Source organism: Kothea flammea, from assembly GCF_052161645.1.
Classification (GTDB): domain Bacteria; phylum Planctomycetota; class Planctomycetia; order Pirellulales; family Pirellulaceae; genus Laterigemmans.
This window is the reverse complement of the sequence record NZ_CP197414.1, coordinates 5,175,792-5,188,978: the sequence shown is the minus strand read 5'-3', so window position 1 is coordinate 5,188,978 and position 13,187 is coordinate 5,175,792. Positions and strand designations below refer to the sequence as shown.

The following is a 13,187-nucleotide window of genomic DNA, read 5'->3' as shown; positions in this document are numbered from 1 at the left end:
TCGGAGTGTAGCCGAGCAAGCGATTGGGGACAATCGCTCTACACTGTGCGGTCCCGCAAGCGATTGGGGACAATCGCTCTGCAATTAATTTATTTCATATAAGGCAACCGCCGGCCCTGGCGACGAGCGGCTGATAGCTGATCTTCAAGATTTTTAATGTCTAGAATTTCTTGCTCAATGGAGAGCAAGTTCTCGCCATCAAAGTCTCCGATCTCGCGACGCTGCAATACCGTTTCCACTTCGTCATCGATCGCAGCTAACCATGCTGGTACGTCCAGACCAGCACCCGTGGGATGCCGGGTAAGCAAGTCCGCCTCCTGCTCGATAATTTCGAACGCGCGACTCTCGCGTCCCAATTCCGCGTCTTCGATCGCCGGGGCGACCAGGGCTTCCATGCGGTCGATCGTCATCGGTTGCACAAACCGTTCTAAAATGCGGTCTGATACCGTAGGCATCTGCATCGAGTAAGACTGCTGCATCTCGCGAAGTTTCTGCACGTAGATCTCCGCTTCCGCACCGATTCGGTCCGAGAGCGAACGTCTCCACAGTGAGGCAGCCGGCTCCATTCCCGATCGCACCAAGATCTCATGCGCCCACATCACGGGACGCAGATTCCAAGCGATGCGGTCATAGCGGACTCGCAGTCGCAGGAAGTCCAGGAACATGTAGATCATTTCGCCGCGGTCGCTCTGCGTCGTCGTGCTGTTATAGTCGCGGTACTCCGTGTGATGTTCAAAGATCGCTTCAAACACAATGCTGAGATAGCGTTCGGCAATATCGGGCGACAGCGGGCCACCGAGGTCTTGCACGAGTCGCCAATCCTCCGCTTCGGCCGGGTCGTCGCGGAGCCGTTCAAGCCATCGATTGACCCCTTGATGTAAGATCGCGCGAACGTTGGACAGCTTGAGAAATGTTTGCGTAAAGACGGGATCGCCATAACGTCGCACAAAGTTGACTAACTGATCCCAGGCCTTGGGTTCTGAAACGACCTCCAGAGCAGAAAGTCGCAACGTGCGGCTGTGTGCCAGCCAACTGCCCAGCAGCGTCTCGGTCAATTTCTCCAACAGAGGAATCACGGTTTCATCGGGCTTTTCCAAATCCTGCCAGCCGCGGACCGTATCGACCAATGACTGCACCAGCGAACGGAAGCCAATGCGAAACAGGTTATCAAATTCCGTGACCGCTCCGGGGCCGATGGGATTCTGTTGTTCCATCGACCGCGCCGTTTCCAGCAACCGACATCCTTCGACAAAATGGCCGCGTCTTGGCAACCACTGCAGCAAGTGGGTGAGCACGCGTTGGCGCAAACGGGCGGCCACGATCTTAACGGGATCGCCACCCCGGCTGAGCGGAATATAAAGCAGGTTTTTTGATTGAATGGCCGCCAGCAAAGCGGGGAATTGTTCGCCGACGACCGCTTTATCACCGGCGATCAAAGCGGCGAACAAGCGGACCGCGCGGGCGTCATCATCTCCCATCGCGGCGATTAATTCGCCGGGCTCAGGGCTTTCACCGGCATCCGCCAACAGCATCCCCACCAGCAGCCGCCGCGCGTCGGACATGTCGACGCTGGTGCTGATGATTCTTTCCAGCAGGGCGTCACGCACCAAGCGGCGACGGTCATAGCGGGACATGGAGTCGCCGTCGGCACCACCGGGACGAATTTCGTATTCGCTGACCGCGGCCAGCAAGGCTAATAAACCGCTGCGGTTTTCGGCCGCGCTGCGAGCCCAAGTCGCCAGCGTTTCTTGCCGCCAAGAAACGGCTGCCGCATCGTCGTTGGCCGCCGCTTCGGCTTGGGCAATTTCTCGCATGTCGCCCGCCACGATCCACATGCGGGAAAGTGACTCTAAGAATTGAAGATGATCGTTGAGGCGACGTGATTCGGCTTCCAATTCGTCTTGGCTGCCCTCGTCATACTCGAAAATCGCTCCATCGATGCCATCGTCGGTCGTGTCCCGATAGGTCATGCCCTCGTAAGCCGCACCGAACAAATCATCTTCGTCTTCGTCACTGGCTTCCAGTTCGTGGTCCCAGTTGCGGTGCTGGGGACGTTGGCCGAGCCGAAACTCGGGCGGCGACCAAAATGACTCGGCGTTGGCTTCGAGGTAATCAAAAAACTTCCGCACCAACGACCAAGGCCGCGGAACCGAGGCGGGGCGGAGCTCCTCGCTGGCATGACATTCTGTCCGCAACCGCATCAGCCAGCGTTCGGCTAGCAAAGGGAGCGAGCTGTTACCACGCCGCAGACCCACCTCCTCGGCATTCCCCAGCCAATGCACCAGCAGCGCCATCGAAGCGACAAAGTCTTGCCGGTGCAGCAGCGCGTCGACAACCAACGCGTAGGCTTTGGGCGAGTCGAACAGTTCCGCATGCGGGGCCCAAAATTTAACGTCGCCAGCCGCCGCACCACCGCGATGCCAAAGTCGCAAGGCTCGCGCCACTAAGCGCGCTGACTCGAAACTATCTTGAGGATCGACCGCTTGCAGCGATTCGACGGTGTGAGCGGCATACTTTCGCCACCACTTGGCAGCTTCGTCAAACTGCGTTTCCATTGCTTCGTAAAGCTCGGCATCATCCTGCGCGGCTGCTTCGCTCCAGACCGCCGCGATGTATCCGAACAGCTGTTCCATCATGGAAATCAGATCGTCGACCCGATGATCGTGGGTGCCACTCTCAGGACCATGAAAGCGGGTGAAATTTCCCGCAAAGCCGAGAATGTTCCAAGGATCGACCAAAGCGCCGCACTCGATGCCACGATGAATCCATTCCATTGCCTGCTGAGGGACTTCGGCCGCTTCCGCCAAACGGCCTCGATTCAAATTACGCATCCCCAACGTTAGCAAACAATCGATGCGGCAGGTCAAGCGGGCCGACGGCACCGTGACCACATCCGCTTGACGCTTGGCCGCGTCGGGATAACCCATTCGCGCGTAGGTGCGAGCCAAGTAAAGATGCTGTAGTTGTTTCGCTCGCCGGTGGGCGAGAGCCGCGTTGAGGTGTTGGCGAGCCGCACCGAAGGGCTGCCTCCGCAGCTCGGCTTCGGCCTGCAAGCGTTCGGCGTGCTCGCCTTCCATGCGATGCAAAACATCGTGGTAGAAAGCGTCTCGATAAGCGGCAATCGGTGGCATCAACGATTCCAACGTGACGGTTGAATCGTAAGCGGCTGGGCCCCAGCCGCTGATTCCCGAAGCCATCAACATGGTACCAGCCAAGACGGCGGCCGCCTCGGTCATTAATTGGTCGCGACTGGGGGCCGTCGGATCGGGCTGGCGTCCCGGAGGTGTAACCACGCGGCTAAGTAAGGCGTCGATCGTTACCTGCTGCAGCACAAATCGCCGGTAGCGTCCATCGCCGTCGACCAGATTTGGATCCCAGCCACCGAAGTGATAGTTGGGCCGACTGTTGACCGGATGGTCGAAATCATAAGCACGGGGATCAAAAGCCAGCTCGTCGAGCTGTTCCAAGTCGAACTGCGCAGCTCGCAAAATCGACGGATCGGTCTCTCGCAAAATCGACATCGAACGCGAAATCAAGTTGCGATAAGGGACTTCAGCGACTCCCGCCCCGGCAATGTACAGCGGGATGGGACGGACCCATTCGTGGCGATAGGGTTCGCAGGCACGGTTCTCCAATTGAGCCACCGGTCGGAAACCAACGAAATCATTGAGGTGGCTGATTGCGCGATCGACAATGCGTGCCGAGTCGTCCCAGGGAGCACCCTGGCGGAGCACCGCTTCCACGCAACGCCCCAAGAAAAAACCGTTGAAGATTCCCTCGGGTGCTTGATGGAACAGCAGATCTCGATGGAAATCGATGAAAGCGGGCAGCAAATCGCTCCATACCAGCCGCGTCACCGACCGCAACTGCGATAAATCTGCAAACGCCGCCGTGGTACCCTCAAGCTGATCGGCCGCGTCACGCAACCACTGACCAACCACCAGCCAAGGTGGCATCCCTGAAAACGGATCTCCCGCGGCGGCCACACCATGCAAATAATTTAAATTGCTGAGCGTGACGGGGTCGGCATGCCCGGAGGAAAAATTGATATAGCCCGCGATCTGAGCGATGCGGTCGGGCGGCGGCGTGGGCTGGGCAGCGGCCATAGAACCGGCGACAAAAAGTGGCGGGCAAGGAAATTCGACAGACTTAATCTAGGAAAGCGCCGGCGAATGGTCTAGGCGGGGCCCGCCAGCTCCCCGCAGTAAATCAGCCCAAGGGCTGGCACGGCTAAAGTAACTCCGTAGGGAAAATAGCCGCACACCCGGCACGCAAGTGCCAATTTAGCTTTACAGGCAGGATGCCAATTCCACTTTACAGTCAGGATGCCAATTCCACTTTACAGGCAGGATGCCTATTCCACTTTACAGGCAGGATGCCTATTCCACTGGCTGACAATGAACCACTGGGTTACCAAACGTGCTGCCCCCGCCCAGATCGGTCAACCGTTCGCTGGTCAAATGATTAAGGCTGCGTCCGTCGGGAGCAAATTTTGCCCACCATTGGCCAAGTGCCACGACGGTTCCGCGGGCCGCGTCGGTGCTGACCAACACCTGCCGCCGAATGCTGCCGTAACGACTGCGAATTTCGATGGTTTGCCGATCGACGATACCCAGCGGTGTCGCGTCGTCGGGGTGCATCATGACTTGAGGTTGCCCGCCCGCCAACTTCCGTAAACTCTCCAGATTCCCCAGCGAGGTGTTGAGGATATAGGTCCCCGGCGGCGAGATCAGCCGGAACGGATACGCTTCCTCAGGTTGTTCCTCGAAAGTTAATTGCTGTGGGGGCGGCGAGAAGCGAATTTTGCCGTCGGGAAAATGGCTCCCCTGGCTGTAGGGACGAAATGGTTGAGGCAAATTTAACCGCAGCGAACGCTCTCGGCGAAGTCGTGGCCATGTGATCCCATCCAGCCAGGGATGATCGCTGGCCAGCATATTCTCGGCGCACTGCTCGGCGGACCAATACAGGCTCTCGTCGCTGAGCCCCAGTCGCTGGGCCAGCTGTGCAAAAATCCAGCTGTTGGGGCGGCACTCGCCACGCGCGGGCACCACCGGATCGGCCCATTGCAGGTAGTAGTGGCCGTACGATGTGTAAAGGTCGGGGTGCTCCAAAAACGTTGTCGCCGGGAGCAAAAAGTCTGCGTAATCGGCAGTGTCGGTTTGAAAGTGTTCGAGCACCACGGTCAGCAAATCTTCGCGCCGTAGACCGGCTAGCACGCCCGAGGTGTTGGGAGCAATGGCGGCTGGATTGGAGTTGAAAACCACCAGCGCCCGAATCCGCCGCTGGGCGTCAGTGAGTTCGCTGGCCAGTTCATTCATGTTGACATGCCGCACGTCGGGACGTTGCAAATGTTGCCCCTCGACGGTCGCCATGTTTAGTGGAAAACCACCGCTGGTCGAAAGTGCGGCGCCGCCACCCGGGTGCTGCCAGGCGCCAATCAGGGCCGGCAATAGCGTGATCGCTCGCACGGCGTTCCCCCCGCCTTCGTTGCGGGTCATGCCATAGCCAACCTTGATGAAGGCGCTTTTAGTTTGCCCAAAACGAGCGGTCAGCGATCGCAATGACTCCAGCGGCACGTCGCAGTACTCGGCGGCTCGCTCCAAAGTCCACGGCTGGCAGGCTTGGAAATAGTCATCCAGGCCGTGGGCGTGTCGGGCTAAATAATCTTCGTCATGCCACTGGTTGACCAGAATCTCGCGACCGATCGCCAATGCCAGGGCCGCGTCGGTGCCAACCCGCAACTGCCAATGCTCGTCGACGAAACGGCTGGTTTCGTTGCGAAACGGATCGATGTGCAGCAAGTAAGCACCTCGCTTGCGGGCCTCTTTCAGCCAGGGTGCAAAGTGCGAGTTGCTGCGGAGGGCATTGATACCCCAAAGAATGATCAGCCGCGAATCGACGACGTCAGCCGGAGCGGGGCTGAGTTTCGCAGGTCCGTAATTTGCCTCCCAAGCCGCCCCGCCGGTCGCCGCGCAGACGGTTTGATCCAATTCCAGCGCACCCAATGCGCGAAAGAAAGCCAATGGATGATTGCCCTCAATTTTGCCCATCGTACCAGCGTAACAATATGGCAAAATCGACTCCCCGCCATGTTCGTCGACGAGGCCTCGCAGGCGATCGGCAATTTCATCCAACGCCTCGTCCCAAGAGATCGCGGCGAACCGCCCTTCCCCTTTTCCACCAATGCGTTTTTGTGGCAGCAACAAGCGGTCCGCGTGTTCCTGGCGCTCGGGATAACGATACATCTTGACACAAGCAAAACCTCGTGTGATCGGATGATCAGCATCCCCCTCCAGTTTCACCACGCGGCCATCTTCCACCGTAATTTGCAAAGCACATGTATCTGGGCAGTCCAACGCACAGATCGTCGGCAATCTCGACTTCATCTCTCACCTGCAAGATTATGGAACGGACGCGAGCTAAGGAACGATCTGAGAATGAGTATCGCCTTTCGGCTGTATCGGCCGTTGAGCGCGAGCTCACGGTTTCGTGGAACCGCACGCTGGCGCGCTGCGGCTGATTGTGCGAAGATTTCTAAAGCGATTCTAACTGCTTTTTCACTTCTTCAATCATCCGCTTGCTCTCCAGTTGTTCATAAATGGAAAGGCTGCGCTGCCACAGTTCCGCGGCTTCCTGAGCTCGTCCCTGTCGCTGACGGAGCACGCCAAATTCATTTAACGCGCCGGCCAAAGCATCCACTTGGCCAATCTCATCAACCATCTTGATAACCCGCTCGGTTAATTTCTCACATTCCTCAAGCCGATTCTGCTCACGATATACCAACGACAGTTTTTGATAGGTGCAAGCTAAACCTTCCGCATCGCCGAATTCCTTCTCGCATTTGATGGCCTTTAGCAGCAAATTTTCGGCTTCATCCAACTTTCCTTGTTCGCGTTTGATATCGCCCAAGTTTGCCAAGTAATCAGCTTCGCCATCCTCGCGATCCGTTTCGCGGTCAAGTTGATAGGCTAACTCAAGGTACTCGATCGCTTTGCTGAAATTAGATTGATGCTGGCAAAGGATCGCCAGATTGCCGTAGTTTACCGAGAGCCCTTCTTCGCAGTCCAAATTCTGATTGATAGCAACTGCCGCCAGATGCATGGCTTCCGCTTGCTCATATTCACTTCGTACTTGGTGAATAATGCCTAAGCCATCAAGACAGTTGGCAACGTGGATTTGTTGGTCCAGCGTCTCGAACATATCCATCGCCCGGTGAAACATTTCTTCCGCTTGTTGCAAACGTCCCATCATGCGATAGGCGGAAGCCAAGTCAGCGCAAACGAGGGCAACCGAATCAAAGTCTTCGCATTCGGTATAACAATCAATCGCTTGCAGTAAAACATCTTCGGCTGTTAACAGATCGCAAGCGTCCAAACAGGCTGTGCCTAGATTTCCCAACGCCAGGGCTTGCTGATCAACTACTCCCATTTCCCCAAAGGCCTCGGCGGCCGCGCCGAGTAACGATTTCGCTTGATCGTGCTGCCTTAGTTCGGAGGCCAAGATTCCTCGGCTTAATTGCGAAGTGGCTTGTGTTAACGGGTCATCGGATAACTTGGCAAGTTTTAGGTATAACCGCTCGGCTTTGTTAAAATCTCCCATTGCGTGAGCCAAGTCACCACACAGTTCGGTCGCTTCGAGACTGTCGGGATTGCCGGCGAGCATCCGTTTAAGAATGCTGCGAGTGGTATCGAGATCGCCCTCGATCAACGCCTCGCGGGCAGCGATATAATCTTCATCATCATAATTGATCATAAACGCCCCTGGTGGCGATGGACATGCGAGGCCGAGCACCTGTCCGAAAACCGAAGGCTATTAGCCGGCTTGCCGCTAGCCGTGTTTTTCGTCGCTTTCGCGTTTGTGGGTGTTCAGCACTGATTGGAAAATGAAGTTGAAAAAAACAATAAAAACGCAAACCAAAAATGCCCGTGGACCGATCGAGATCTCACGGGCATTCCAAATAAAATAGAGCGGCGGTCGCTGCGGTTCGCAGCGAACATAGGCTAATTTACTCTTCGCTACGCTTTGCCAGCACTTCGCCGATAAACTCGGGCAACCCTTCTCCCCGCAGTTGAGTGGCGTTGGCCAAGATCTCGCCCGTGTCACCGTCAATCAGTAACACAAAGGGTATGCCGCTAACGTCGTGCTGGGTACCCAGATCGGTATTCCACCCTTTACCTTCGTAGATTTGCGCCCAGGGCAGTTCCCGTTCCTCAAGGAATGTTTTGACCTTGTCTTCTTCGCCTTCACCATCAAAGCTCACACCGAGAATGTCGAAGCCCTTATCGTGCCACTCCGTGTAAGCCGCCTTCATGTGCGGGATTTCACCGATACACGGACCACACCAAGTTGCCCAGAAATCGAGCATCACGATCTTGCCAGCATAGTCTTTCGGGAAATTAACCGTCTTGCCGTCCATCGTCGTGGCGGTGAAAGCAAGCGTTTGCTTTCCCACTCGCAAATCGGGAGGTAGCGGCGTCTGAGGCAACTCCACGTCGGCTGGTGCAAGCTTTAAACCATCTTCGCTGGAGCTAAGTAAGTAGGTGGTGCCAGTAAAGTTAAAAGGTTTGCCGACGGTCAGGGCTTCAAAATTGCGGCTGATCTTGCCATCTTGATTTCGATCGATCGTCAGCGTTTCACCGTCGGAAACACCACCGGCGGCAAACGTGCTGACCTCTTGACCGTCGAGGACAAAACTGTACTCGTAACCAAAGTCCGCGTAGTAAAGGAGCAGGTTTTTCGCCGATGCGCGGCGTGCATCGGTGGGGTCAAAACGATACATGTTGACGCTGCCAACTCGACCTTCGCCTAACTCGACAGTCGTGGTGCCACTGTATTGTGTGTATGCGCCGATTTTCCTCGGGTTCCACTCGACTTCGGGGTCGTTGGTGTAGTCGCCGTCCGCGTTGGCGTCAACGTACAGTGTCGCTTCGGCGTCTTCCTCAGTGGGCTCGACGAGAATGAAGCCAAACAGTTTGCCATCCAGTTTCAGTTGACCAAACTTGGGTGTCTCCAGGTCAGCGGGGGGTTGTTGGACGTTTTCCCCAGTTTCTGACAATTCGGCTGGAATCGGCCTGTAGCCCCCCAGTTTTTGAGTAACCCCCTTGGGCACAAAATTGGATTTCACTCCGTCGGCAATGATGCCGCCGAATGCGAGGACCAAGGCTAACATCGTTACTGACATGCAACAGAACTCCTTAAAAGTAATTGGCAGCCCGGATGATGATGGCACCTGGGCAGATCACGAGCAAATCTCGCGAGCACCAATTTAGCCCTCCACTTGGATAAGGGAAAGCCAGCCACTTTATTCGATGTAATCGCGGATAAAGAAGCCGAGCAACGCGCCGACGAGCATCGCCAGCGGGATAGCAATTGCCAAGCTGATTGCGATCCGCGCCCAAACTTGTCTGCCCGAGAGGCTGTTTGGGCGAACAGCGGCAGCAACCGAGGAGGCTGTTTGCCAGTCGGGTAAGTGAGCCGCTGCGGGGGGCTTTGGGCTTCCCGGGTCGTCAGGGGAGGAGCCGCTGAGGCTGGGTACCCCGGGCAAGCCAGTGCCGGCTGCCCCAAAATTAGCGGCTGGAAAATTCGCGGTTGCCGGATTGGAACTGGGCAAAACCGTCGCCGGTGGTTCGCGATCAGAGCCTTGGGAGCCGTCAGAATCGGATGCTTCGCCCCAAGGTGAAGCGGGCAGCGGCGGTCCAGCATCGTCAGCCGGCGGCGGCGGGGCGGTCCATGCGCGGCGGACAAGCGGCCTTTGCACGGGGCCAGCCACCTCTTCGGCCCACGGTTCTAAACGTTCGGCAACCTCGGCGGCCGTGGAAATTCGGCGGCCGGGATCTTTCTCCATCATGTCGGCGATCAGTTCGACAAATTCTTCGCTGCAATCGGGCGCGAACTTGCGGGGATGCCAGGGCGTTTCTTCACAATGCCGGCGACATTTCGACGAAGTATCCCCGCCTGGGAAAGGTACTTTGCCGCAAATCGCGTAATACAAGGTGCATCCGAGTGAATAGATGTCAGTCGCCGGACCGACGTCGCGGGGGCTGCGGATTTGCTCCGGGGACAAGTAGTCGGCGGTTCCCACGATCTTACCCGCGCGAGGATCGTCCCCCAAGGCAGTCGCCCAGGCGGCCAGCCCCACGTCGGACACTTTCGTTTGGCCATCAGGAGTCACCAACAAGTTGCCCGGTTTGACGTCGCGATGAATCAAACCCTGGCGGTGGGCGTAGTCGAGTCCCAATGCGGCTTGCATGATGACGACGGCCGCTTCGGCTTGACTCAACATGCCACGTTGACGAACCAACCGGCGCAAGTCGGTGCCGGGCACATATTCCGTCACCAAGTAGTGCACGTTGCCATCTTGTCCGGCATCGTAAGCGCGCACCAAATATTGACAATCGAGCCCAGCCTGCAGGCGGATTTCATGCAGAAAACCTTTCCTCGCTTCCTCTGTGGCTTTCTCCAACGGCAAGACTTTTACCGCCGATTCCCGCCCCATTACGTTGTGAACCGCCTTGAAAACTTGCCCCATCCCGCCTTGAGCAATCCAATCAGTAATGATGTAGGGGCCGAGATTCAGTTTCGTTCGGCCACTTTGCAGCTGGGCAGCCTGGTAGGGCGTTAGATGACCGCTTTGCACGAGCCGTTTGGCAACTGTCTCATCCACCCATTCGGCGGATTTTCCGGCGGCTTGGCTGGCCACCTTAGCGGCGACGGTCTCCCATAATTCAACAGACACCAAACCACTGCGGAGAGCGGCTTCGCGAAAAATACTGCGAATTTGTGGTTCAAACTGGGTCAATGCAGTGCCTGAGGGGACATTTGGAAGCGAACGACCACCAAAGTTACTCTCTCATCTTATACCTCAACGGGCAATTCTGGTGGATTCAGAGTCGCGGTGGTCTTCACGATTTGGCTTTCAGCCTGCACAATTGCCAGTCGTGCGGAATAATCCGTGCCTTTCAACCTTCTATCTTCCTGCTTTCCTCCCGCTTGATTGCAATAAAAACATGCAACGCACACTTGTCCTGCTCAAACCCGACTGCGTCCAACGTCGATTGATCGGTGCCGTCCTGAGCCGCTTTGAGAACAAAGGGCTGAACATCGTCGCCATGAAAATGCTACAAGTCACGCCCGAGCTCTCCCGGCAGCACTACGCGGAACACGCCGAAAAGCCCTTCTACCCAGGACTCGAGGCATTCATCACCGCTTCGCCGATCGTGGCCATGGTGCTCGAAGGGCTGGAAGCAATCGGCGTTGTGCGGGAAATGCTGGGAGCGACCAACGGCCTCAAAGCGGCGCCCGGGACCATCCGCGGCGATTATAGCAGCAGCCGCCAAATGAACTTAGTCCACGCTTCCGATAGTACGGAATCCGCAGCTCGAGAGATCGCACTCTATTTCCAAAGTGACGAACTGTGCGACTCGAACCTGCTGCTGACTCCGATGATGCGAGCGGCCGACGAGTAGGGGCCGCAGACGAAAGTGCGACCCGACCAACCGCTCATCTAGCTCGGCGATCTGTTGGCAAATAACAGGCGGTGTTGCTGCTTGCGGTGCTGCTGCTGGCTGCGGTCTTGGCGGTCTTAGCGACGTCGGGCATGCTCAGTTAACCTGCCCGCGAAACAGACGTCCAACTTGATCGCCTAGCGCCAACAGCCCAGTTTGCCTCGACAATTGTTCCACCAGATCGCCAGCTCGCAGCTTTTCTTCCAGCCGCAGGCCCTCGATCTGGCGAGCGACAACCTCCAAGTCCGAATGGGTCTGCCAGGCATGCAGATAGCGGGCGTTGCCATTTGAATCGGTGATAATCAAGGCGGGCATCCCGGCACCATACAAGTTCAACTCGTTGGCCACCGGGATTCCGTAAAGCACGGGCACTTCGTCGGCCAATGACATGGCCATCCGCTGCGTATCCTCGCCGCGATAGTCGGTCGAAAAGGCGAGCACGTTCAGCCGCTGGTGGCCAAAACGTCGTTGCAAGGTCACCATGTTGTCCAGCATTTTGGCAGCTTCGGGGGCTCCAAAAGCGACGAAGCCCAGCACGGTGATGCGGCCCCATGATTCGGCGGTGTCATACCTTTCACCAGTTGCGTCTCGCGTCGCCCATCGCAGAGGACCACGAGCCAGTAACTGCTGCCCCACTCCAATTGCACTCCGCAAGCGGTTGGGAATGAGACCCTGTGCTACCAACGCTTGGCGGATGCCGATGGTCGTTGCCGGATGCAGGCTGTTGTCGACCAGCTCCCCTATTTGAGCGCGGTATGCTTTAATCAAGTGGTCGAATTCCTGTTCATTGTTGCCGCCGACCAGCGAAGCGATATCCGTCACCGAGTGAGTCGCTTTCCAGCCCGTTTGCCACAAGTTCAAATCGTGCAACAACTGCTGGGCCATCTCGGCACTTAGCTCGCCGGTGTCGACTATCTCTAAAGCCGCCGTTAGGCTGACGTTCGTGGTGGTCGATTTCTGCCTCGCCTCAAGGGAGAAACGTTTCGCCAGCTTGCTGTCTTTGTCGTAGTCAATTTTGCAGCGACGCCGAATCCCCTCGATTCGCATTTGCATACTCGTCTCCCCAGAAACCGCCCTAACGCTGCCGGCAGTGGCTGTGTTGTCACTTGTGGCATCCGCTTGATGAAACAGCCAGTCGAGCGGATCAAGTCGACTCGTTTCCCCCGGCGGAAGAAATTGCTGTGCCACCTCGCCGCGGTGATCGAGCCAAGCGACCAATGATCGCTCTCGCTGCGGCGGCGGCGAATCAAACCAGCTCCAGCCGCTGCGGGGCGATTGCTGGCTGTGCACCACGATGGGGCGCAAACCGTTCGCTTGTGCGGGCAAATCAAATACCTTAACGAGCCAGTCGTAGTGCACCGTCCCGGTTACTGTGCGGCGAATTAGACGGCCTTGATATTGCCGTACGCGACCAACTCTCGCGAGTTTCGTGAAGGTTTGGAAAGAGGCGGGATTCGCCGTCAGCGCGGGCGGCGTACCTCGGCTTGTGAAAACAGTTGGACTGCTGATCGTTTGCTCGAGCAACACGTAGCCGCCCAAGGCAAATAATCCCAGCAGCAAACAAATCGATCCTTGACGTTGGGGATTCATGGAATTCAGCTCCGAGGTTCACCCGATTCGACGCGCATCACGTGGCTCATCGACTAATCATCCCAACGAATATATCGACGAAAGTGGCTTTGC

General features: G+C 57.0%; 7 protein-coding genes. 1 reads left to right on the top strand and 6 read right to left on the bottom strand.

Annotated features, from left to right (window positions below; all coding sequences use genetic code 11):
* Window positions 1-89 precede the first annotated feature (89 nt).
* From SH139x_RS19375 to SH139x_RS19355, 5 genes are all read right to left on the bottom strand, one after another.
* A complete protein-coding gene (locus SH139x_RS19375; RefSeq protein ID WP_488351416.1) occupies window positions 90-4,106 on the bottom strand; it encodes a hypothetical protein in 4,017 nt (1,338 codons plus the stop codon).
* 273 nt (window positions 4,107-4,379) lie between these two features.
* Window positions 4,380-6,386, bottom strand: coding sequence for a molybdopterin-dependent oxidoreductase (locus SH139x_RS19370; RefSeq protein WP_488351415.1), 2,007 nt, complete (start codon window positions 6,384-6,386; stop codon window positions 4,380-4,382).
* 148 nt (window positions 6,387-6,534) lie between these two features.
* Window positions 6,535-7,752, bottom strand: coding sequence for a tetratricopeptide repeat protein (locus SH139x_RS19365; RefSeq protein WP_488351414.1), 1,218 nt, complete (start codon window positions 7,750-7,752; stop codon window positions 6,535-6,537).
* A 253-nt stretch (window positions 7,753-8,005) separates the two neighbouring features.
* Complete coding sequence (locus SH139x_RS19360) at window positions 8,006-9,181, bottom strand: TlpA family protein disulfide reductase (protein WP_488351413.1); 1,176 nt, start codon at window positions 9,179-9,181, stop codon at window positions 8,006-8,008.
* A 120-nt stretch (window positions 9,182-9,301) separates the two neighbouring features.
* Window positions 9,302-10,798, bottom strand: a complete 1,497-nt coding sequence (locus tag SH139x_RS19355; RefSeq protein WP_488351412.1) for a serine/threonine protein kinase — start codon at window positions 10,796-10,798, stop codon at window positions 9,302-9,304.
* Between the two features lie 208 nt (window positions 10,799-11,006).
* Here SH139x_RS19355 and ndk point away from each other — a divergent pair, with 208 nt between their 5' ends.
* Complete coding sequence (ndk, locus tag SH139x_RS19350; protein ID WP_488351411.1) at window positions 11,007-11,465, top strand: nucleoside-diphosphate kinase; 459 nt, start codon at window positions 11,007-11,009, stop codon at window positions 11,463-11,465.
* A 135-nt stretch (window positions 11,466-11,600) separates the two neighbouring features.
* Here ndk and SH139x_RS19345 read toward each other — a convergent pair whose 3' ends face one another.
* A complete protein-coding gene (locus tag SH139x_RS19345; RefSeq protein WP_488351410.1) occupies window positions 11,601-13,094 on the bottom strand; it encodes a hypothetical protein in 1,494 nt (497 codons plus the stop codon).
* Window positions 13,095-13,187 lie beyond the last annotated feature (93 nt).

What these genes read in the sequence shown, in the direction of transcription:
- SH139x_RS19375 (WP_488351416.1), bottom strand. Translation starts at nt 4,106, where the DNA reads ATGGCCGCTGCCCAGCCCACGCCGCCGCCCGACCGCATCGCTCAGATC.
- SH139x_RS19360 (WP_488351413.1), bottom strand. Translation starts at nt 9,181, where the DNA reads ATGTCAGTAACGATGTTAGCCTTGGTCCTCGCATTCGGCGGCATCATT.
- SH139x_RS19365 (WP_488351414.1), bottom strand. Translation starts at nt 7,752, where the DNA reads ATGATCAATTATGATGATGAAGATTATATCGCTGCCCGCGAGGCGTTG.
- SH139x_RS19370 (WP_488351415.1), bottom strand. Translation starts at nt 6,386, where the DNA reads ATGAAGTCGAGATTGCCGACGATCTGTGCGTTGGACTGCCCAGATACA.
- SH139x_RS19345 (WP_488351410.1), bottom strand. Translation starts at nt 13,094, where the DNA reads ATGAATCCCCAACGTCAAGGATCGATTTGTTTGCTGCTGGGATTATTT.
- ndk (WP_488351411.1), top strand. Translation starts at nt 11,007, where the DNA reads ATGCAACGCACACTTGTCCTGCTCAAACCCGACTGCGTCCAACGTCGA.